The sequence below is a fragment of the Pseudomonas sp. P5_B3 genome, assembly GCF_056400405.1.
Genome location: NZ_JBFULI010000023.1, coordinates 14,989 through 38,422 on the forward strand (window position 1 = coordinate 14,989; position 23,434 = coordinate 38,422).

12 protein-coding genes are annotated in these 23,434 nt (G+C 61.0%); 5 read left to right on the plus strand and 7 right to left on the minus strand.

What is annotated here, in order from left to right; genetic code table 11:
- The first annotated feature begins 41 nt into the window (after nucleotides 1–41).
- From glgX to AC1DRN_RS15145, 3 genes are all read left to right on the plus strand, one after another.
- Nucleotides 42–2,204 (plus strand): glycogen debranching protein GlgX, encoded by a 2,163-nt coding sequence (glgX, locus tag AC1DRN_RS15135; protein ID WP_223462875.1) that lies wholly within the window; start codon nucleotides 42–44, stop codon nucleotides 2,202–2,204.
- 215 nt (nucleotides 2,205–2,419) lie between these two features.
- Nucleotides 2,420–3,178 (plus strand): PIG-L deacetylase family protein, encoded by a 759-nt coding sequence (locus AC1DRN_RS15140; RefSeq protein WP_223462876.1) that lies wholly within the window; start codon nucleotides 2,420–2,422, stop codon nucleotides 3,176–3,178.
- 78 nt (nucleotides 3,179–3,256) lie between these two features.
- Nucleotides 3,257–4,057 carry an endonuclease/exonuclease/phosphatase family protein gene (locus tag AC1DRN_RS15145; protein ID WP_223462877.1) on the plus strand — a complete coding sequence of 267 codons (801 nt, stop codon included), beginning with the start codon at nucleotides 3,257–3,259 and terminating at the stop codon, nucleotides 4,055–4,057.
- Nucleotides 4,058–4,208: 151 nt separating this feature from the next.
- Here the strand turns inward: AC1DRN_RS15145 and glgB are convergent, their stop codons facing one another.
- From glgB to AC1DRN_RS15160, 3 genes are all read right to left on the minus strand, one after another.
- A complete protein-coding gene (glgB, locus tag AC1DRN_RS15150; protein ID WP_223462878.1) occupies nucleotides 4,209–6,440 on the minus strand; it encodes a 1,4-alpha-glucan branching protein GlgB in 2,232 nt (743 codons plus the stop codon).
- A 2-nt stretch (nucleotides 6,441–6,442) separates the two neighbouring features.
- Entirely contained in the window at nucleotides 6,443–9,784 is a 3,342-nt protein-coding gene (gene treS, locus AC1DRN_RS15155; protein ID WP_223462879.1) for a maltose alpha-D-glucosyltransferase, read from the minus strand.
- 167 nt (nucleotides 9,785–9,951) lie between these two features.
- Nucleotides 9,952–11,946 carry an alpha-1,4-glucan--maltose-1-phosphate maltosyltransferase gene (locus AC1DRN_RS15160; RefSeq protein ID WP_223462880.1) on the minus strand — a complete coding sequence of 665 codons (1,995 nt, stop codon included), beginning with the start codon at nucleotides 11,944–11,946 and terminating at the stop codon, nucleotides 9,952–9,954.
- Between the two features lie 536 nt (nucleotides 11,947–12,482).
- Here AC1DRN_RS15160 and ccoG point away from each other — a divergent pair.
- Both ccoG and mapR read left to right on the plus strand, forming a co-directional pair.
- A complete protein-coding gene (gene ccoG / locus AC1DRN_RS15165) occupies nucleotides 12,483–13,895 on the plus strand; it encodes a cytochrome c oxidase accessory protein CcoG (RefSeq protein WP_223462881.1) in 1,413 nt (470 codons plus the stop codon).
- Nucleotides 13,896–13,993: 98 nt separating this feature from the next.
- Entirely contained in the window at nucleotides 13,994–15,403 is a 1,410-nt protein-coding gene (gene mapR / locus AC1DRN_RS15170) for a GntR family transcriptional regulator MpaR (protein ID WP_223462882.1), read from the plus strand.
- A 150-nt stretch (nucleotides 15,404–15,553) separates the two neighbouring features.
- On the opposite strand, the gene AC1DRN_RS15175 is transcribed toward mapR, so the two are convergent.
- From AC1DRN_RS15175 to AC1DRN_RS15190, 4 genes are all read right to left on the minus strand, one after another.
- Nucleotides 15,554–16,300, minus strand: coding sequence for an SDR family oxidoreductase (locus AC1DRN_RS15175; protein WP_223462883.1), 747 nt, complete (start codon nucleotides 16,298–16,300; stop codon nucleotides 15,554–15,556).
- Nucleotides 16,301–16,385: 85 nt separating this feature from the next.
- On the minus strand, nucleotides 16,386–18,503 hold the full coding sequence (locus AC1DRN_RS15180; protein WP_223462884.1) for a putative bifunctional diguanylate cyclase/phosphodiesterase: 2,118 nt from the start codon (nucleotides 18,501–18,503) through the stop codon (nucleotides 16,386–16,388).
- 296 nt (nucleotides 18,504–18,799) lie between these two features.
- The gene (locus AC1DRN_RS15185) at nucleotides 18,800–20,281 is read right to left on the minus strand and encodes an efflux transporter outer membrane subunit (protein WP_223462885.1); all 1,482 of its coding nucleotides are present in this window, start codon (nucleotides 20,279–20,281) and stop codon (nucleotides 18,800–18,802) included.
- A complete protein-coding gene (locus tag AC1DRN_RS15190; RefSeq protein WP_457266132.1) occupies nucleotides 20,278–23,385 on the minus strand; it encodes an efflux RND transporter permease subunit in 3,108 nt (1,035 codons plus the stop codon). The genes AC1DRN_RS15185 and AC1DRN_RS15190 overlap by 4 nt, the downstream gene beginning before the upstream one ends.
- Between the last annotated feature and the right edge of the window lie 49 nt (nucleotides 23,386–23,434).

Consider the following 23,434-nt stretch of genomic DNA (forward strand, 5'->3'; position numbering starts at 1 on the left):
CCCACAGGTTGCAGTACTGACAAGTATTTGTGGGAGTACCTATGACCAGTCCGAAGAAAGCCTCAGCGCCAGCCCCGCGTGCCGAAGCCACGCGAATCCGCGAAGGCCTGCCCTTTCCGCTGGGTGCCACCTGGGATGGCCTGGGCGTCAACTTCGCGCTGTTTTCCGCCCACGCCACCAAAGTTGAACTGTGCCTGTTCGACGACACCGGCGAGGTGGAACTCGAACGCATCGAACTGCCCGAATACACCGACGAGATCTATCACGGCTACCTGCCCGACGCCCATCCGGGGTTGATCTACGGCTATCGCGTGTACGGTCCGTACGACCCGGCCAACGGCCATCGCTTCAACCCCAACAAACTGCTGATCGACCCCTACGCCAAACAACTGGTCGGCAAGCTGAAATGGTCCGAAGCGCTGTTCGGCTACACCATCGGCCACCCCGAGGCCGACCTCAGCTTCGATGAACGGGACAGCGCGCCCTTCGTGCCCAAATGCAAGGTCATCGACCCGGCGCACACCTGGGGCCACGATCATCGCGTCAGCGTGCCGTGGGACAAGACAATCATCTATGAAACCCATGTGCGCGGCTTCAGCATGCGTCACCCTGCCGTTCCCGAAAACCTGCGCGGCACCTTTGCCGGGTTGATGGTCGATGATGTGATGGAGCACATCCGCAAGCTCGGCGTGTCGACCGTGGAGTTGCTGCCGATCCACGCTTTCGTCAATGACCAGCACCTGCTGCACAAGGGCATGACCAATTACTGGGGCTACAACAGCATCGCGTTCTTCGCCCCCGACCCGCGTTACCTGGCCAGTGGCAAGATCGCCGAATTCAAGGAAATGGTCGCGCACCTGCACGAAGCCAATCTGGAGGTGATCCTCGACGTGGTCTACAACCACACCGCCGAGGGCAACGAGCAAGGCCCGACCCTGTCCATGCGCGGTATCGACAATGCGTCCTACTACCGCCTCAAGCCCGATGACAAGCGCTTCTATATCAACGATTCCGGCACCGGCAACACCCTGGACCTGAGCCATCCGTGCGTGCTGCAAATGGTCACCGACTCCCTGCGCTACTGGGCCTCGGAAATGCATGTGGACGGCTTCCGCTTCGACTTGGCGACCATCCTCGGGCGATACCACGATGGCTTCGACGAGCGCCACAGTTTCCTCGTGGCCTGCCGCCAGGACCCGGTGTTGCGTCAGGTCAAACTGATCGCCGAACCCTGGGACTGTGGCCCCGGCGGTTATCAGGTGGGCAACTTCCCCCCGGGCTGGGTCGAGTGGAACGATAAGTTCCGCGACACCGTGCGCGCCTTCTGGAAAGGCGACGACGGCCAACTGGCGGACTTTGCCAGCCGCCTGACCGCGTCAGGCGAGATGTTCAATCAGCGTGGTCGCCGCCCCTATTCATCGGTGAACTTCGTCACCGCCCATGACGGCTTCACCCTCAACGACCTGGTGTCGTACAACGACAAGCACAACGAAGCCAACGACGAAAACAATCAGGACGGCAGCAACAACAACCTGTCCTGGAACCACGGCGTCGAAGGCCCCACCGACGATCCCGACATCAACGCATTGCGCCATCGGCAGATGCGCAATTTCTTCGCCACCCTGCTGCTGGCCCAGGGCACGCCGATGCTGGTGGCTGGCGACGAGTTCGCCCGCACCCAGGACGGCAACAACAATGCGTACTGCCAGGACAGCGAGATAGGCTGGGTCAACTGGGACCTCAGCGAAGACGGCAAGGCCCTGCTCAAGTTCGTCAAACGCCTGATCAAGTTGCGCCTGACCTATCCGATCCTGCGGCGCGGGCGTTTCCTGGTGGGTAATTACAACGAGGACATCGGCGTCAAGGACGTGACCTGGCTGGCGCCGGACGGCACGGAAATGACCACCAGACATTGGCACGATGCGCACAATCGTTGCCTGGGCATGCTGCTTGATGGTCGCGCCCAGGAAACCGGCATTCGCCGCAAAGGCGCCGACGCAACGTTGATGCTGGTGGTCAACGCGCATCACGACATCGTCAATTTCCGGCTACCGGAAGTGCCTGACGGTGGTTTCTGGACGTGCATGATCGACACCAACCAGCCGTCGATCCACGGCCAGGAGCGCTTCGAGTTTGGCCACGAGTACTCGGTCACCGGCCGTTCGTTGCTGCTGTTCGAGTTGCAGCATGAGGAAGAAGAGTAACGACGAGGTTGAAAAATCACGGCGCCACTGCCGTAGAGCGGAAAAATCATATTGGTTAAGTTCGCGATGCGACGAATAGCGTTACATGAGCAATACTCGATTCGCGGCCATCAAGGGTCGGGCTTGTCGCACCACGCTATCCACCAGCCCTCACGGGTCGGCCGGGCTTGACTCGCGCACGACTGAAGGCGAAACACAACAAGGACGTAATCCCCATGAAATCCGTTTCCGTCAGCGAAGCCAGCCTGGCATCACAAGTCTGGAACAGTGCCCCGCAACTGGACAGCATCCCGGTCATCAGCACCCAATCCCTGGTGCCCACCGGCGCACGCGCGGTGCTCATTGCCCCGCACCCCGGCGATGAGGTCGTGACCTGCGGCGGCCTGCTGCAATTGCTCAGCAACCTGGGCCACCCGCTGCAATTGATCTCGATCACCGACGGCAGCGCCAGCCATCCAGGCTCTCGGCAGTGGTCGGAAAAACGGCTCAGCGTATTTCGTCCCCAGGAAAGCGTGGAAGCCATCCGCCGACTCGGTTTGCCGATGCACAGCCTGAAATGGATTCGTGGCGGGTTTACCGACAATGCCCTGGTGGAACACGAAGAACAGATCGCCCGATTCATCGCGCGCTACCTGCGCCCCGGTGATGTGGTGTTCAGCACCTGGTGCGAGGACGGCAACGTCGACCACGACACCGTCGGCCGGGCCAGCGCCAGGGCGGCGGCCAACGCAGGGGCATCCTACAACGACGTACCGCTCTGGGCCTGGCACTGGCCGGCACGGGACCGGGAGCTGATTCCCTGGCATCGTGCACGCAAGGTGCGCCTCGATACCTGGACCGTCGCCCGCAAGAGCCACGCCATCCACGCCTACGCCAGCCAACTCGACGGCGAACCGGCCATCGGTCTCGCGCCATTGCTGCCACGGGCGCTGCTCGAGCGTATCCGTTTGCCTTATGAAATCGTGTTGGTTTGAAAGCGCACCCCGTCAGACTGAACTGCCTGCCGACGCATCAGTCGCATACATAAGCAGCCCTGAATCAGAGGAGTGGATGTGGCCAGTCATTCAAAACGGCAGCTAGCCCAATCAACGCCGTTGAACACACCCCCGGCGATTCATCGACTTCGCGTGCTGACGGTCAACACCCATAAGGGGTTTACCGCACTCAACCGGCGCTTCATCCTCCCGGAGTTGCGTGAAGCGGTGCGCAGTACGTCRGCAGACCTGGTGTTTCTGCAAGAAGTCGTCGGCGAACACGACCGGTATTCCTCCCGCTACAACGATTGGCCACAAACCTCGCAGTACGAATTTCTCGCCGACAGCATGTGGGGCGACTTCGCCTATGGACGCAATGCCGTCTATCCCGACGGTCATCATGGCAATGCCTTGCTGTCGAAATACCCGATCCGCGAGTACCGAAACCTGGATGTTTCCATTACCGGCCCGGAACGTCGCGGCTTGCTGCACTGCGTACTGGACGTGCCGGGACATAACGAAGTACATGCCATTTGCGTGCACCTCAGCCTGCTGGAAAGTCATCGCCAGCTGCAGTTGCAGTTGCTCTGCCAACTCCTCGAGTCCCTGCCGGATGATGCGCCGGTGATCATTGCCGGCGACTTCAACGACTGGCAGCTGCAGGGCAATGCCGCCCTGGCCCGTCGCGATTATCTGCACGAAGCCTTCGAACGCCACCATGGCCGCCCGGCCAAAACCTACCCCGCGCGGTTTCCCTTGTTGCGCCTGGACCGCGTCTACCTGCGCAACGCCAGCAGCCATGAGCCGCAAATACTCGGGCACAAGCCGTGGACGCACCTGTCCGACCATTTGCCGTTGGCGGTGGAAGTGCATCTCTGAATCACCGCCATTCATTGCCAGGCGCCAAATGTCGGCGTCGACTGCACCGGCCCCTTCGCGGGCAGGCCCGCTCCCACACGGGTTTTGAGTACGACATCAATCCAGTGTGGGAGCGAGCCTGCTCGCGAATAGCAGCACCGCCGACTTCGGATCAGCCCTGCGGCCTTAACATCAACACCGCCAACGGCGGCAAATTCAGCACCAGTGACAACGCCTGCCCATGGCTCGGCGTTTCCTCGGCCACCGCCCCGCCACTGTTGCCGTAGTTGGAACCGGCATAGATCGACGAATCGCTGTTGAGCACTTCACTCCACTGCCCGGCAAACGGCACCCCGACGCGATAAGCCTCGCGCGGCACCGGCGTAAAGTTGGCCACCACCAGCACAGGCCGGCCGTCCTTGCTCCAGCGCAGCCACGCATAAACGCTGTTGATCGCGTCATCGCCGATCAGCCATTGGAAACCCTGCGGCACATCGTCCTGCTCGTGCAGCGCCGGCTCTTCGCGGTACAAACGATTGAGGTCAGACACCAGTTTCTGCACGCCCTTGTGCTCGGGGTATTGCAACAGGTACCAGTCCAGCTGCTGGTCGTGGTTCCACTCGCGCCACTGGCCGAACTCACAGCCCATGAACAGCAATTTCTTGCCCGGATGCGCCCACATGAAACTCAGGTAGGCCCGCAGGTTGGCGAATTTCTGCCAGCGGTCGCCGGGCATCTTGTCGATCAGCGAGTGTTTGCCGTGCACCACTTCATCATGGGAAATCGGCAGGATGAAGCGCTCGGACCAGGCATACACCAGGCCGAAACTCAACTCGTTATGGTGATGGGCGCGGTACACCGGATCTTGCTGGATGTAGTGCAGCGAATCGTGCATCCAGCCCATGTTCCATTTGTAGGCAAAGCCCAGGCCGCCCTGTTGCGTGCCCTGGCTGACACCCGGCCAGGCGGTGGATTCTTCGGCGATGACCAATGCACCAGGCGCTTCCAGGGCCACTACGTCATTGAGGTGGCGCAGGAAGTCGATGGCTTCGAGGTTCTCTCGCCCGCCATGGCGGTTCGGCACCCATTCGCCAGCCTTGCGCGAGTAGTCGCGGTACAGCATCGAGGCCACCGCATCGACCCGCAGGCCGTCAACGTGGAAATGCTTGAGCCAGTGCAGCGCCGACGCCAGCATGTAGCCGTGCACTTCGGTGCGCCCCAGGTTGTAGATCAGCGTGTCCCAGTCCTGGTGGAAACCTTCCTGGGGGTTGCCGTACTCGTACAACGCCGTGCCGTCGAACTGGGCCAGGCCATGGGTATCGGTGGGGAAATGCGCCGGCACCCAATCGAGGATCACCCCGAGCCCGGCCACATGGCAGGCGTTGACGAAGGCGGCGAACTCGTCCGGCGTGCCATACCGCGCACTCGGCGCGAATTGCGACAACAACTGATAGCCCCACGAACCGCCGAACGGGTGCTCCATGATCGGCATCAGTTCGATGTGGGTAAAACCCAGGTCTTTTACATAGGGAATCAGTCGCTCGGTCAATTCGGGCCAGGTGTACTGGCGGGCCACTTCGCCCAGGTCATCCAGCTCACATTGCCATGAGCCGGCGTGCAATTCGTAGATCGACAAGGGCGCAGTCACCCGGTGGCGGTCGCTCCGGGCCAGCATCCAGTCCTGATCCTGCCAGTCGACGTTCAAGGGTGAAGCGACTTTCGAGGCGGTGTCCGGTGGCAGGCTGGTGGCCAGTGCCACGGGATCAGCCTTCAAGGGCAGAATGCCGTGGGCGCCGAGAATCTCGTATTTGTAGGTGTCCCCGGCTCGCAGACGCGGGATGAACAACTCCCAGACGCCAGTGGGATGACGCAGGCGCATCGGATGCCGGCGTCCGTCCCAGACGTTGAAATCACCGACCACCGACACCCGCCGGGCATTCGGCGCCCACACTGCGAAACGCACGCCGTCGACGCCGTCCACAGTCTTGAGTTGCGCGCCCAGGCACGCACTGAGGTCGCGGTGATTGCCTTCGGCAAACAGGTACAAATCCATTTCGCCCAACAACGGGCCGAAGCTGTAAGGATCTTCCGCGGTTTGCTCGCCGCCGGCCCAACGGGTGCGCAGCAGATACGCCAGCGCACGCTGGAAATGCCCGACAAACAACCCCGGTGTCTCTGTGGCTTGAAGATTCCCAAGCGCTTCGCCCGAGTCCCGGGCCAGCACTTCTACACTCAGGGCGCCCGGCAGATAAGCGCGAATGAACTGCCCGCCGACGCCATCGGCGTGAGGGCCGAGAATCGCAAAAGGGTCGATATGCTCGGCGCGCACCAATGCGTCGATATCCCGCGCGCTGGGCAGCAGCGCTTCTTTGTGATGACCCTGTTCCTTGTTCGAGACACTCATGACTACTCTCCACCAAGATCGGAAAAGGGTTTAAGCCCACTCAATAATCCATATAAACCGTGCAACGGGACGGGCAACCAGGTGGGGCGATTTTCCGCCTCATAGGCCACTTCGTACGCCGCCTTCTCCAGACCGAACAACGCCAGCGCGGCATCCTCGCCTTCGGGATCTTGCCATGCATGGGCAAGAGTAGCTGCCGCTAGCCGATAAGCGTCGACAAATGCTTGCCGCGCCTCGCTCAAGTAGCGATCGGTGACCCGCAAGCGCGCGGCAGCGGCTGACGAGGTGTTATCGAGGCTCTGCACATTGATCGCCATCGCCGCCGCATAGTCGAAGGAACGCAGCACACCGCTGACATCCTTGTACGGGCTGTGTTTGCACCGTCGATCATGCAATGGTCGCGCCGGTTCGCCTTCGAAGTCGATCAGGTAGGCATCGCCCTTGATCACCAGCACCTGCCCCAGATGCAGGTCGCCGTGCACGCGAATACGCAAGCCGCCCGCGGTCTTTTTGCCCAACTCTTGCACATGACTGAGAATGACTTTTTTGTTGTCCTGTAAACGGCTGACCAGGGTCTGGTCCGCCGTGTTCAGTTGATTTTTATGCTGCTCGAGCAAGCTCAATGCATGCTCGATTTGTGCCGCAACATCCTTGGCCGTAGCCTGAGCTTCTTTCTGCGTGGTGACCTGCGGCAGGAAGTCCGGGTTGACACTCGGCGCTGCCAGTACCTGATGCATTTCCCCCAGGCGCCGACCGAGCATACCGGCGAAATCTTTCAGTTCGCCGAGGGCGTTGTAGTGTTGTTCCTGCTCGGACACGGCGTCGGCCAGCTCATCGCGCAGCGCCCGCTCAAGGTTGTTCTGCGTCCACTCCCAGGCGTCGCCCTGATTGCTCAGATAGCCTTGGGCGATCATCAGCAGGTTGTCTTCACCTGCCGCATCCCGGCGCACCACGGCCCCCAGCAATGGCGAAATATTGCCGAACCCGGCGTTGGTCAGATACGCGCTCATTTCCAGTTCCGGATGCACGCCTGAGGCGACCTTGCGGATCAGTTTAAGCACCAGGCTGTTGCCGATCACCACCGAGCTGTTGGACTGCTCGGCCGACAGGTAGCGCACCGGGGACTCGGCATTGAGGCCGAGTTTTTCAAGTTCCGCGGTGGACTCGAAGCGAATGTCGCCATCACTGGATGCCAACACGGTGCCGGCCTGAATGCCCTGTAATACGGCATGCACAAAGGTGTCCAGGCTGAAGGCATCGGTGATCAGGCCGACCTGACGTCCACGCCGTACCCGCGACAACGCCAACTGCTGCGGCAACGGAGTACCGACCTGATCCTCGGAAATAAAGCCGAACGGCAACTGGTAGCGACTGACCTGGCCAGCACTGGTGACATTGATCTCACTGAACAGCACCGGATGCTGCGGATCGCCGAAACGCACGCCATAGGCCAGATCGACCCGTTCAATGGCGGCGTCCTTGCCGGCGAACCAGCGGCGATTCTGCAACCAGTTCGGCAGGATGCTTTGCTCCAGCATGGTGCGTGACGGCGCTTCGAGCAGCTCTTCCATGCGTTTTTTCAGCACCAGCGTGGTGAAGTCCGGCAGGCTTTGTGCGGGCTCCACGTGCCAGCTCGGCATCTGGTTTTCCGCGGCGAGGCCGAACCAGTAAAAGCCGTAGGGCGCCAGCGTCAGGAGGAAATTCAGCTGGCCGATCGGCGGGAACGCGTTACCCCCGAGCATTTCCACCGGCACCATGCCGACGTAGGCCGACAAATCCAGCTCGGCGGCCTGGGCACTGCGCGACACATTGGCCACGCACAGAATGACTTCGTGCTTGCCATCCACCCCGGTGTATTCACGGGTGTAGGCCAGAATCCGTCGGTTGCTGGGTGAAAGCATCCTCAACGTACCGCGCCCGAAGGCCTTGGATTGCTTGCGCACGGCAAGCATGCGCCGGGTCCAGTTCAACAGCGAATGCGGGTCGCCAGCCTGGGTTTCGACGTTGACCGACAGGTAGCCATATTGCGGGTCCATGATCGGTGGCAGCACCAGGCTGGCCGGGTCGGCGCGGGAGAAACCGCCGTTGCGGTCGATGGACCATTGCATCGGCGTGCGTACGCCGTCGCGGTCACCGAGGTAGATGTTGTCGCCCATGCCGATTTCATCGCCGTAGTACAGGGTTGGCGTGCCGGGCATCGACAGTAGCAGGCTATTGAGCAGCTCGACCCGACGGCGGTCGCGCTCCACCAAAGGCGCCAGACGGCGGCGAATCCCCAGATTGATCCGCGCCCTGCGGTCGGCAGCGTAGTAATTCCACAGGTAGTCGCGCTCCTTGTCGGTGACCATCTCCAGGGTCAGCTCATCGTGGTTGCGCAGGAAAATCGCCCACTGGCAATTGGCCGGAATATCCGGGGTCTGGCGCAGAATGTCGGTAATCGGGAAGCGATCTTCCTGAGCCAGCGCCATGTACATGCGCGGCATCAACGGAAAGTGAAAGGCCATGTGGCATTCGTCGCCATTCAAGCCTTTTTTATCGGTGTCACCGAAGTACAACTGGGTGTCCTCCGGCCATTGATTGGCCTCGGCCAGCAGCATGCGATCGGGGTAGTTGGCGTCGATTTCGGCGCGGATCTTTTTCAGGACGTCGTGGGTTTCCGGCAGGTTCTCGTTGTTGGTACCGTCGCGTTCGATCAGATAAGGAATGGCGTCCAGGCGCAAGCCGTCGATGCCCATGTCGAGCCAGTAACGCATCACCGACAGCACCGCCTTCATGACTTGCGGGTTATCGAAATTCAGGTCCGGCTGGTGGGAGTAGAAGCGGTGCCAGAAGTATTGGCCGGCGACCGGGTCCCAGGTCCAGTTGGACTTTTCGGTGTCGAGGAAAATGATGCGGGTGCCGTCGTATTTCTGATCGTCATCGGACCACACGTAGAAGTCCCGGGCGGCCGAACCCTTTTTGGCCTTGCGTGCGCGCTGGAACCACGGGTGCTGGTCGGAAGTGTGGTTGATGACCAGTTCGGTGATCACCCGCAGGCCGCGTTTGTGTGCCTCGGCAATGAAACGCCTGGCATCGGCCATGGTGCCGTAGTCACTGTGCACGCCGCGATACTCGGCGATGTCGTAACCGTCATCGCGCCGTGGCGAGGGATAGAACGGCAACAACCAGATGGTGTTGACCCCAAGGTCGGCGATGTAGTCGAGCTTGGCGATGAGGCCGGGAAAATCGCCAATTCCGTCGTTGTTGGAGTCGAAATACGATTTGACATGAACTTGATAGATCACCGCGTCCTTGTACCAGAGCGGGTCCTTGATGAACGTGGCTGCCTTGGGTTTCTTCGCCATGTGAAACTCCTGGTGAATTCGAAAGTTCCGCCGGGCTGATCACTCGAGTCAAACGCAATGAGATTTCTGTGGGAGCGAGCTTGCTCGCGATGACAATTGAACATTCAACAAAGAGGTTGCCCACAAAATTGCTATCGCGAGCAAGCTCGCTCCCACAGGTTTTGCGTTTAAGCAGTTATCCTCCAAATCCCGAACGGCTGGTACGCCGGATCGATCCGCATGAATTGCTGCTTGCCGTGCCAGGTCCAGCGATGACCATTCATCAGGTCTTCGCCCTGGGTGCTGGCGTCATCGGGCAGGCCCATTTCCCACAACGGCAACTCAAAGCTCGCTTCCTGTACGTTGTGCGGATCGAGGCTGACCGCCACCAGAATGAAATTGCCGCCGTCAAAGCTGCGTTTGCCGAAGTACAGGATGTTGTCGTTCCAGGCGTTGTAGACCTTCAGTCCCAGATGTGTGTGCAACGCCGGGTTCTGCCTGCGAATGCGGTTGAGCTGGGCGATCTCGGCAATGATGTTGCCCGGCGCGTTGAAGTCTCTGGGGCGGATCTCGTACTTCTCGGAGTCAAGGTACTCCTCCTTGCCCGGCACCGGCGCCGACTCGCACAACTCGAAACCCGAATACATGCCCCACAAGCCTGAACCCATGGTCGCCAACACGGCGCGGATGAGGAACCCGGGGCGCCCTGAATCATGGAGGAACGCCGGGTTGATGTCCGGTGTATTGACGAAAAAGTTCGGCCGGTAGCATTCGCGCCATGGCGATTCGTTGAGTTCAGTGAAGTAGGTCGCCAGTTCGGCCTTGGTGTTGCGCCAGGTAAAATAGGTGTAGCTCTGGGAATAACCGACCTTGCCCAGGCGCGCCATCATTGCCGGGGTGGTAAAGGCTTCAGCGAGGAAGATCACCTCGGGGTACAACGCCCGTACATCGGCGATCAGCCACTGCCAGAACGGCAAAGGCTTGGTGTGCGGGTTATCGACGCGGAAGATCTTCACACCCTCCTCGACCCAGCCCACCACGATGTCGCGCAGTTCCACCCACAGGCCCGGAATCGCCTCGGGGGCATAGAAGTCGACGTTGACGATGTCCTGGTATTTCTTCGGTGGGTTCTCGGCATATTTGATCGTGCCGTCCGGCCGCCAGTTGAACCAGCCGGGGTGTTGCTTGAGCCAAGGGTGGTCCTGGGAACACTGGATGGCGAAGTCGAGGGCGATTTCCAGGCCATGGGCCGCGGCGGCCGCCACCAGTCGGCGAAAGTCTTCGCGCGTGCCCAACTGCTTGTGAATCGCCTCGTGCCCGCCCTCTTCGCTGCCGATTGCATAAGGACTGCCCGGATCATCGGGGCCCGCCGTCAGGGAGTTGTTCGGGCCTTTGCGGTAGCTGCGCCCGATCGGGTGGATCGGCGGGAAATACAGCACGTCGAAGCCCATGTCCTGAATCATCGCCAGCCGTGAATGCACGTCATTGAAGGTGCCGTGGCGCGCCGGATTGTCGGTGATCGAACGCGGGAACAACTCATACCAACTGGCGAACTGCGCCAGTTCGCGCTCCACATCCACCGGGTACTCCGGGCTCAGGCTCAGGAAAGCACGATGATTCGCGCGGGCCATGAGGTCGGCACTACGCGGGTGCAAAAACAGCGCGACCTGCTCGGCTTCGAGCAGTCCTGACAGCTCATGGTGCAAGGCCGCCAGTTGCTCGCTGAGTGGCCCTTCGCTGCGCTCGGCGGCTTGTTGCACTTGAATTCGCCCTTCCTGCAGCTCCAGGCTGACGGGCACCGCCGCCGTATGCTTCTTTTCCAGTTCGTAGCAAAAACTGGCGAACTGATCGATCCAGGCTTCGATACAGAACAGATAACGGCCCTGGCTGTCGACACGGAACTGCCCTTGCCAACCGTTGTTGCCCAGATCGTCCATGACCGCGCTTTGCCAGACGTCCTCATCCTCGGCCCGCCAACGCACGCGAACCGCCAGTTTGTCATGCCCGTCGGCAAACACCTTGGCGGTCACCACCACGTCCTGCCCCACCACGGCCTTGACCGCGAATTGCCCGCCTTCAAGGGTCGGCATGATGTTTTCCATGACGATACGCGGCAGCAACAACGCCTGCGACAGCGGCATGTGCGGGTTGTAGCTCAACTCAGTCGGTTTTTCAGCCGTCATCGAGCCTCTCTCCTGACGCCCCATGGACGCGCGTGTGTCTGGTCACCATCCCGCTGGACTGTCCGCCCCGGGATGCACTTACTTAGGTTCCGAGCGACAGTCGCCGGGAAAGTTTCATCTGCAATTTGCGCAATCAAGTCTTTGGCGCAGCGGTTAACCCACTAGTCCACCTACTTAAGCACGACTCACGCCATGTGCCAGTGGAGGTTTGAACAATGAACAATCCATTCCCGTTTGCCCCAACGCTGTCTCCTCACTGCCTCACTGCCTCACTGCCTCACTGCCCAGCCCGGCCGCAACGCCGGCATTTGAAAGCCACCGCCAGTGATTCGGTGATTTGACTGACGTTGATCAACATCCGCCGCAGCTATTGTGGATAGGCGTTTGCACCGTTCTGCGGCGGGTGCTTCAAGTTGTCGCAGGCCGTGCGTCCAGCACCATCTGATCCGCTTTTTAATGCAATACCTGAGTCTGTTATGCAAACAGATCGCCACTCATAGTGCTCATGCCTGATGGAGGCTGATGAGCGAAAGACCATGAGCGAGAGAATCCCCGTCCGAACCGTAGAAACATTCGAGCCTTTGCGTCCGAAGATGAAGGCCAAATCCAGCGACAACCACATCCATACCCGCAGCTTCACCGGGCTGTTCCGCAACCTGCGCATCAGCGGTGCGGGTTTTCTGTTTTTGCTGTTCTTCGGCACCGTGTGGTTGAACTGGGGTGGCCGCCAGGCGGTGCTCTGGGATCTTTCCGAAAGCAAATTCCATATCTTCGGCGCGACTTTCTGGCCGCAGGATTTCATCCTGCTCTCGGCGTTGTTGATCATTGCCGCCTTCGGCCTGTTTGCGATCACCGTGTTCGCGGGACGGGTCTGGTGCGGCTACACCTGCCCGCAAAGTTCGTGGACCTGGATCTTCATGTGGTGCGAGAAGATCACCGAGGGCGAGCGCAACCAGCGGATCAAGTTACAAGCCGCGCCGTGGGGCCTGAACAAACTGATGCGTCGAGCGGCCAAGCACACCTTGTGGCTGGTCATCAGCCTGTTGACCGGCCTGACCTTCGTTGGCTACTTCACACCGATCCGGCCACTGGCCGAAGAGCTGCTGACCTTGCAAATGAGTGGCGTCAGCCTGTTCTGGGTGCTGTTTTTTACCGGCGCCACCTACATCAATGCCGGTTGGCTGCGTGAAGCGGTTTGCATGCACATGTGCCCCTACGCGCGGTTCCAGAGCGTGATGTTCGACAAGGACACCCTGACCATTTCCTACGACGTGGCCCGAGGTGAAAACCGTGGTCCGCGCAAACGCGAAGTCAAACCCGCCGAGGCCGGTTTGGGCGATTGCATCGATTGCCAGCTCTGCGTACAGGTCTGTCCGACCGGCATCGACATTCGCGATGGCTTGCAGATGGAGTGCATCGGTTGCGCCGCGTGCATCGACGCCTGTGATTCGATCATGGACAAAATGGGCTACGCCCGAGGATTGATCAGCTATACGTCCGAACATCAGTTGCAGGGTGGCAAGACCCAACTGCTGCGTCCGCGCCTGATCGGCTACACCGCCGTGCTGCTGGTGATGATCGCCGCCCTGGTGGTGGCCCTGGTGGAACGGCCGATGGTGTCGCTCGACGTCAGTAAGGACCGTGGCCTGTTCCGCGAGAACAGCCAGGGGCAGATCGAAAACATCTACAGTCTGAAGGTGATCAACAAGACCCAGCAGCGTCAGGACTACCAATTGCGCCTGGTCGATGCCGATGGTTTCGAGTTGCGGGGCAAGACCGGGTTGAGCCTGGCGCCGGGGGAGATTGTCGATGTGCCGGTGTCGGTGGCGATGCTCTCGGAGCGGCCGGCCAGCAGTTCGCAGAGCATCGGCTTCAAGGTGGTCGACAGCGATGAGCCCGACGTCTACAGCGTGGCGAAGAGCCGGTTTGTTGCGCCGATGAATCGCTGAGCCCTTAGACTGTGTTGCTGCCATCGCGGTGCGACGATTCGACTTGCCCGCGATGAACTCACCTCGATTTTCTTGAATGACAACCTTCCGGGCACTCGATGAAACGCTACGAAAAATTCGCCGACGACATCGCAGAACTGATCCGCTCCGGCGTCCTCGGCCCGGGCCAGCGTGTGCCGTCGGTGCGCTACGCCAGCCAGACCTACGGTGTCAGCCCGTCGACGGTGTTCCAGGCCTACTACCTGCTGGAACGTCGTGGACTGATCCGCGCCCGTCCGCGCTCCGGCTATTTCGTCAACGCCCACGCACCCCGGCCGTTTTCCGAGCCGGTGATCAGCAATGAGGTCAACGAGTCAACGGAAGTCGACGTCAGCGAACTGGTGTTCTCGGTGCTGGACTCGATCAAGGACCCGAACACCGTGCCCTTCGGCTCGGCGTTCCCCAGCCCGACCCTGTTTCCCCTGCAACGCTTGTCCCGCTCCCTGGCCAGCGCCAGCCGCGAGATGGACCCGCGCATGGTGGTCACCGACATGTCGCCGGGCAACCCGCAGCTGCGCCGGCAAATCGCCCTGCGCTACATGGTCGGCGGGCTGATGCTGCCCATGGAAGAACTGCTGATCACCAATGGCGCGCTGGAAGCCCTCAACCTGTGCCTGCAAGCGGTGACCCAACCCGGCGACCTGGTAGCCATCGAAGCCCCGGCGTTCTACGCCTGCCTGCAAGTGCTCGAACGCCTGAAGCTCAAGGCCGTGGAAATCCCCGTGCACCCGCGCGACGGCATTGACCTCGGTGTGCTCGAGCAAACCCTGGAGCGCCATCCGATCAAGGCCTGCTGGTGCATGACCAGCTTCCAGAACCCCATGGGTGCAACCGTGCCCGAGGCAAAGAAACAGCAGCTTGTGGAACTGCTGCGCCGCCACCAGGTGCCGCTGATCGAAGACGATGTCTACGCCGAACTGTATTACGGCCAGCAAGCACCGAAACCGGCCAAGGCCTTTGATACCGAAGGCCTGGTGATGCACTGCGGCTCGTTCGCCAAGAGCCTGGCCCCCGGCTACCGCATCGGCTGGGTTGCCGCCGGGCGCTATGCGCAGAAAATCGAACGACTGAAACTCATGACCTCACTCTGTGCCTCGATGCCAGCCCAGGCCGCCATCGCCGATTACCTGCAACACGGCGGCTACGACCGGCACCTGCGTAAATTGCGCCACGCGCTGGAAGACCAGCAAAGCGCCATGCTCGCCGCCATCGCCCGCTATTTTCCCGCGCAAACGCGGGTCAGCCAACCGGCGGGCGGGTACTTTTTGTGGCTGGAATTGCCGGAGCAGATGGATTCGCTGAAGTTGTTTCAGATGGCGTTGGCGCAGGGAATCAGCATTGCGCCGGGGCCGATCTTTTCACCGGCGCAGCGGTTCAGGAATTGTATTCGGTTGAATTATGGGAGCCCTTGGGATGAGGCTGCGGAAAAGGCGATGGAGACGCTCGGGCGGATTGTGCGCTCGTTCTGACAGCGCCATGTCGTTTGATAAATGGCTATCGCGAGCAAGCTCGCTCCCACAGGTTTCTCCGTACACACAAGATTTGTGAGCAGTTGAGATCCATTGTGGGAGCGAGCTTGCTCGCGATGAGGCCAGAGCAGACAACGTCTGTCTCAGGAACTAACGCCCACCACCAAGATCAACAAACGTCCCCGTCGCATAAGAAGCCTTGTCCGACAGCAACCAGACAATCGCCTCCGCCACCTCATCCGGACGCCCGCCCCGGGCCATCGGAATCGCCGATTCCAGTTTGCTGACCCGGTCCGGATCGCCGCTCAAGGCATGGAAATCGGTGTAGATGTAGCCCGGGCGCACGGCGTTGACCCGAATTCCCTCGCCCGCCACTTCCTTGGACAGACCGATGGTGAAGGTGTCCAGCGCACCTTTGGAGGCGGCGTAGTCGACATATTCATTGGGTGAGCCCAAACGCGAGGCCACCGAAGACACGTTGACGATGCTGCCGCCCTGCCCGCCGTGTCTGGGCGACATGCGCAGGATCGCGTGCTTGGCACAAAGGATCGGCGCCAGGACGTTGGTTTTCATGATCTTGAGAATGCGGAACTCGGACATTTCGTCGACCCGGGACTTTTGCCCGACGGTGCCGGCGTTGTTCACCAGCGCGGTGACCCGGCCCAGTTCACTGTCTACCCGATGGAACAGCGCGATGACTTCGTCTTCGATGCTGACATCGGCCCGTACCGCAATGGCTAGCGCACCGAGGGTGCGGACTTGCTCGAGCACGCCGAGCGCAGCCTTTTCGTCAGCCTGGTAGTTGATGCAGATCCGATAGCCCTGCGCGGCGGCCAACAGAGCGGTGGCGGCACCAATGCCGCGGCTACCGCCGGTGATGACGATGACTTTGTCCATGCGAGCTTTCCCCCAATCGAAGCTTAAGCGGTCGGGGGCAAGAATAACCGCCATTGACGGTTTTTGCATGGCTTCACGTCAGCTGTCATGTCATCGACATTTCGCGCTCGGCACTGGCTTTCAATTGCTCGACCAATTGCTCCCCGCGATGGATTTCCACCATGAAACCTGCAGCCGGCAGCGGATGCCCCAGCAGGTAACCCTGCAATGAATCGCAACCGAGCTGCGTCAGGAAGTCCTGCTGCACACCCGTCTCCACGCCTTCGGCGACGATGCGCAGCCCCAACGCCTGGCCAAGGGCGACGATGGCCGAAACAATGGCGGCGTCATCGCTGTCGTGCTCCAGGTCGCGGACAAAACCGCGGTCGATCTTCAGTTCGTTGGCCGGCAGGCGCTTGAGGTACATCAAGCTCGAATAACCAGTGCCAAAATCGTCGATGGACAAATCGACGCCCATTTCCGACAGCTCCTGAAGCACCCTCATGCTCGCATCGGCATCGCTCATGGCGGTGGTCTCAGTGATTTCCAGGGTCAGGCTGTTGGCCGGCAGATGGTGAGTCGCCAGGGCCTTGGCGACGCTCTGGACCAGCCCGGAATGGCAAAACTGGATGGCCGAAAGGTTCACCGCAATGCGCCAATCGGTGTAGCCCGACACGTACCACTCGCGCATCTGGCGGCAGGCTTCGTTGAGCACCCATTCGCCGATCGGAATGATCAGCCCGGTTTTTTCTGCAAGCTCGATGAATGTATCCGGCAACAGCATCCCTTGCGTGGGGTGCTCCCAGCGCAACAAGGCCTCGGCGCCCACCGGACGGCCATTGGCGGCGTCGAACTTGGGCTGGTAATACAGGCTGAATTCCTGTTGTTCCACGGCATTGCGCAAGTCCTGCAGCAATTGCAGCTGTTTGCGGGCGTTGCTGTTCATCGAGGCATCGAAAAAACTGTAGCCGTTTTTACCCGCGCCCTTGGCGTGATACATCGCCGCGTCGGCGTTCATCAGCAACTCGTGGGCGGACTGCCCATTACCCGGGTAGAGCGCAATGCCGACGCTGGCGGAAATATGCAAATCATGTTCGGCAACCCGGAACGCCCGCGCGATCAGCCCGACCTGGCGGGCCGCGAGGTTCAAGGCGTCGATCTGCTCGCTCAATTGCACCAGCAACACGAACTCATCACCGCCGATCCGCGCCAGGGTGTCCTGGCTACGCAAGTCTTCGCGCAGGCGCAAGGCCACTTCGCGCAACAGCAAATCACCCGTATGGTGGCCAAAGGCATCGTTGACCGGTTTGAAGCCGTCCAGATCGATGAACATCAGGGCAAAGCAGCCACCCTCTTCCCGAGCCCGCGACATGGCCTGATCGATACGATCGGCAAGCAACATCCGGTTCGGCAACCCGGTCAGGGTGTCGTGCAGCGCCAGTTGGGTCAGTTCACGGTTGGCCTCGGTCAGCGACTCGGCCAGGCTCGCGGTGCGGGCCTCCAGGCGCGCATCGAGGATCGAGGTCAGCAAAGCGATGCTCAGCACCGCCAGCGTGGTGACCAGCACCAGGTTGTCCAGGCCGTTGCCGCTCAGGCCATTGACCGCTGCCCCGCAAAAACTGCCATCGGCAAAGCGTGCGGCGGCCATGCCGGTGTAGTGCATGCCGACGATGGCGATACCCATGATCACCGCGGCACCACCACGGATCAGCCGGACATAAGGCGTGTGCTGGCGCAGGCGGAAAGCGATCCACAATGCCGCGCCCGATGCACCGACCGCGATCAGAAGCGAAGCGCCGAACAGCGTCGGATCGTAGTCGATGCCCGGTTGCATGCGCATGGCGGCCATGCCGGTGTAGTGCATCGCGCTGATGCCGGCGCCCATGACCAACGCGCCAAAGGCCAGCTGCCAGGCCGGCAATTGCGGTTGGCTGACCAGCCACAGCGCAAAACCGCTGGAGAGCACGCCGATCAGTAGCGACAACAGGGTGATCGTACCGTCGTAGCCCAGATCGATCGGCAACTTGAACGCGAGCATGCCGATAAAGTGCATCGACCAGATGCCGATGCCCATGGCAATGGCCCCGCCCGCGGTCCAAAAATGCACGGCGCGGCCTTTGGCAGTGGCAATGCGTCCGGTCAGGTCGAGTGCGGTGTATGAGGCGAGAATCGCAACACAGAGGGAAATGATGACCAGGGTGGGGGAATAGCTGCCGATGAGCATGGAGACTTCTCGCGAACGCCCCCTTGTTAATGGCATTCAATCTCGGGTGGGGGGCAAATGCGGCGATTGTACTGATTCCAATTGAGAACGCACTCACAAAATGAGCAAAGGGCCACCAGTCCGATGAAACGCTTGTTTTAAGGTAAAACATTAACTGCTGGCGCCAGCCACAAGGAAGGCGTCAAGAGTACAAAACCTGTGGGAGYGAGCTTGCTCGCGATAGCGGTGGGCCAGGCAACATCCATGCTGAATGTGACGCAGCCATCGCGAGCAAGCTCGCTCCCACAGGGATTGCGCTATCGGTTTTCGCTCACCTCAAGCTGCCCATCCCAGCCACCTCCCAACGCGGCAATCAACTGCACGCTGGCAATCAGGCGGTTTTGCAGCAGGTCCAGGTTACTGCGCTCATTGCTCAACGCCGCCGCCTGGGTCACCACTACGTCTATGTAGGCAATCAAACCGGCCTTGTATTGGTTCTGGGTCAGGCGTAGCGATTCACGGGCGGCATCCAGGGCCTGTTGGCGCACGACGGCCTCGTCTTCAAGCACCTTGAGCTGCACCAGGAAGTTTTCCACTTCGCGGAATCCGTCCAGCACGGTCTGGCGATATTTGGCCACCGTTTCGTCATAGGCCGCTTCACTGCGGTCGACTTCCGCCGAGCGCTGGCCGCCGTCGAACAGAGTCACGGCCAATTGCGGTCCCACCGACCAGAAGCGGTTCGGCAGGCTGATCCAGTTGGAATAGGTGCTGCTGCTGTAACCGCCGTTCATGTTCAGTGTCAGATCGGGGTAATAGGCGGCCTTGGCCACACCGATGTTGGCGTTGGCGGCCATCACCGAACGCTCGGCGGAAGCAATGTCCGGGCGCCGCTCCAGCAACTGTGAAGGCAAGGCCGGCGGCACTTGCGGCAACTGCGGGATGTCCTGGCTTTCCGCCAGGCTGAACTCCGAAGGCGGCAGGCCGATCAGCACGGCAATGGCGTTCTCGAACTGGGCGCGTTGCCAGATCAGGTCGACCATATCGGCTTCGGTGCCTTTGAGCTGTGTCTGGGCCTGGGCCACCGCGTCCTTGCCCGATACGCCGGCGCGGTACTGGTTCTCGGTCATCTTCAGCGAACGCCGATAAGCCTCGACCGTGTCCTGGAGCAAGCGCTTTTGGCCATCGATCACCCGCAGTTGCAGGTAATTTTGCACCAGCTCCGACTGTTGGCTCAGGCGCATGGCCGCCAGATCGGCAAAGCTCGCCTGGGCATTCGCGGTGTCGGCTTCGAGCCCCCGGCGCAGCTTGCCCCATACATCCGCTTCCCAACTGACGCCCGCCTGGGCGGAATACGTGTTGCGAATACCGCTGGATGAACTGCTCAGGCTGGAGCTGCTGCTGCCGGTGCCCTGGCTTGAACGGTTCTTGCTGACGTTCAGGTCGACCGTCGGGAAAAACGCCCCGCGTGCGCTGCGCACCAAGGCCTGGGCCTGCCGGTACTGCGCTTCGGACTGGGCAACGGTCTGATTCGAGCTGTTGAGTTTTTCGATCAGGCCGTTGAGCTGCCGGTCGCCGTACAACTCCCACCATGCGCCGCGCGCCAGGGCATCGCTCGGATTGGCCTGACGCCAGCCCTCTGCGGCCTTGTACTGCGCAGGTTCCGCGGTTTTCGGGCGCTGGTAATCCGGACCGACGGCGCAGGCACTGAGCATTGCCACGCACAGTGACAGGCTCAACAAACGCGAGCCTCGGGCCATGAGCAGCGGTGCAGCCAGGTTGAAAAGCGAACGTTCAGTCATAGCGGAGTTTCCAGAGCAGCATCGGTACGCACCCCACGCCATTTATTGAAGCGATGGCGCAGTTTGTCGAGATAGAGGTAAACCACCGGGGTGGTGTAAAGCGTCAGCACCTGGCTGAAGATCAGCCCGCCGATGATGGTCAGGCCCAGCGGCTGGCGCATTTCCGCCCCTTCGGCACGGCTCAGCAGTAACGGCAAGGCACCGAGGATTGCCGCCAGGGTGGTCATCAGAATAGGTCGCAGACGTTGCAGGCAGGCGCTGCGAATCGATTCCAGCGGTGCCATCCCCTGGTTTCGTTCCAGCTGCAACGCCAGGTCGATCATCAGAATCGCGTTTTTCTTCACCACGCCGATCAGCAGAAACAGCCCCAGCAATGAAATCAGGCTGAACTCGCCGCCCAGCGCATAGATCGACAGCAATGCGCCGACCCCGGCCGACGGCAGGGTGGACAGGATGGTCAGCGGATGAATGTAGCTTTCGTACAACACGCCGAGCACCAGATACACCGCCACCAGCGCGCCGAGAATCATGAACGGCTGGCTCTTTTGCGTGGCGGCAAAGGCGTCGGCGGTGCCGGCCATTTTCACGATCACGTCTTCCGGGAGGCCGACCTTGGTAATCGCTCGTTCAATGGCGGCACTGCCCTGCTCCACGGTCACGCCTTCGGCCATGTCGAAGGCAATGCTTTCCGACGCGAACTGGCCTTCGTGGCTGACCCGGTCGTTTTCCAGGCTGTTTTCGTAATGGGCGATGGTCGACAGTGGAATCCGCGCGCCATCAGCGGTGATCACCTGGACCTGCTTGAGAGTGATCGGGTCCTGGGCGTATTTCGGATTGACCTCCATCACCACCTGATACTGGTTGAGGCTGTCGTAGATGGTCGAAATCTGTCGCTGACTGTAGGCGTTGTTCAGCACCGCCGTGACCATATCCATGTCGACACCCAGGCGCTTGGCCTGGTCGCGGTCGACGATCAGCGTCACTTGTCGGGCGCCCCGGCCTTCCCGCGCATCGATCGCCGTCAGCTCCGGCAAGGCCCTGAGCGCGGTGACGACTTTCGGATACCACTCGCGCAACGACCCCAGATCACCGTTTTGCAGGATGTAGGAATACTGCGACGAGGTCTGCTCGCGGCCGCCGCCGAATTGCAGGTCCTGGTCCGCCATGAGCATCAGCTGTGCACCAGGGACCTTGGGCATCTCCTTGCGCAGACGCTCGATGACCTTTTGCGCGGAAATGTTGCGTTCCTTGATCGGCTTGAGGCGCACCAGCATGAAGGCGTTGTTGGTGCCGTTGTTACCGCCAATGAACCCGGCGACGCTTTCTACCGCCTCGTCCTTCAACACCGCCCGGCGGAAAATCTCCATCTTCGGCTGCATCACACTGAACGACAGGCCGTCGTCGCCGCGCACGAAACCGATCAACTGGCCTGTGTCCTGCTGCGGCATAAATGTTTTAGGAACAACCACATATAGCGCGATGTTCACGCCGATTGTCACGAACAGGCTGAGTAACGTCAGGCGCTTGTGACGCAGCACCCAGTCGAGGCTGGTGGCGTATTTACCAACCATCCAGTCGTTGGTTCGCCGGCTCCAGCGTTGCAGGCGGTTCTCCTGCCCCGGCGTGTGCGGCTTGAGCCAGCGGGCGCAGAGCATCGGCGTCAGGGTCAGCGACACCAGCAGCGAGACCACGATGGCCGCCGCCAGGGTGATGGAGAATTCGCGGAACAGGCTTTCGATGATCCCGCCCATGAACAGGATCGACAGGAACACCGCCACCAGCGACACGTTCATCGACAGCAAGGTAAAACCAACTTCCTGGGCGCCGAGGTATGCCGCCTTCATCGGCTTTACGCCCTCGTCGATATGCCGGGATATGTTCTCCAGCACCACGATGGCATCGTCCACCACCAGCCCGGTGGCCAGGATCAGCGCCATCAGCGACAGGTTGTTCAGCGAGAAACCGTAGAGGTACATCACCGCGAAGGTGCCGACCAGCGACACCGGCACCGCCAGGGTCGGAATCAGCGAGGCGCGGAAGTTACCGAGGAACAGGAACACCACCAGAATCACCAGTGCCACGGCGATCAGCAGGGTCATTTCCGCCTCGTGAAGCGTCGCCTTGATGACCGGGGAACGGTCCATGGCCAGGTTCAGCTTGACGCTGGCCGGCAACACCGCCTGCAACGCCGGCAACTGGGCCTTGATCTCGTTGACTGTCTCGATGATGTTGGCGCCGGCCTGCCGGTTGATCACCAGCAGCACCGCCGCGTCATCGTTGAAGAAGCCGCTGTTGTAGCGGTCCTCGACGCCATCGCTGACCTTGGCCACATCCTTCAGGCGCAGGGCTGCGCCACCGTTGTAGTGGATGATCAGCGACTCGTAGTCCTTGGCTTTTTCCAACTGATCGTTGGCCTGGACCTGCCACAGCCGTTGATCGTCTTCCACCGAGCCCTTGGGCCGGCGCACGTTGGCATTGGCGATGGTGTTGCGCACATCGTCCAGGGCCACGCCGTACTGGTTCAACGACTGCGGTTCGAGTTCGATACGCACCGCAGGCAGGGAACTGCCGCCGATCTGCACCTCACCGACGCCCTGCACCTGGGACAGGCTCTGGGACAGGATCGTCGAGGCCAGGTCATAGAGCTGGCCTTTTTCCAGCACATCCGAGGTCAGCGACAGCACCATGATCGGCGCCTGGGACGGGTTGACCTTCTTGTAGGTCGGCATGCTGCGCATCCCGCTGGGCAGCAGGTTGCGCGAGGCATTGATGGCTGCCTGCACTTCCCGCGCCGCGCCGTTGATGTCGCGGTCCAGGTCGAATTGCAGGATCACCCGGGTCGATCCCTGGCTGGACCGGCTGCTCATGGTGTTGACCCCGGCGATGGCGCCGAAAGAGCGCTCCAGCGGCGTGGCCACCGTCGACGCCATCACCTCGGGGCTTGCCCCGGGCAGGCTGGCCTGGACCACGATCACCGGAAAGTCCATTTGCGGCAGCGGCGATACGGGCAGCAAGCCGAAGCTCACGCCGCCCAGCAGCATGATCGCCAGGCTCAGCAACATGGTCGCGACCGGGCGCTTGATGAAAGGTCCCGAAAGGTTCATCGCTGTTGCGCCACTGTGGGAGCGAGCTTGCTCGCGATAGCGGTGGGTC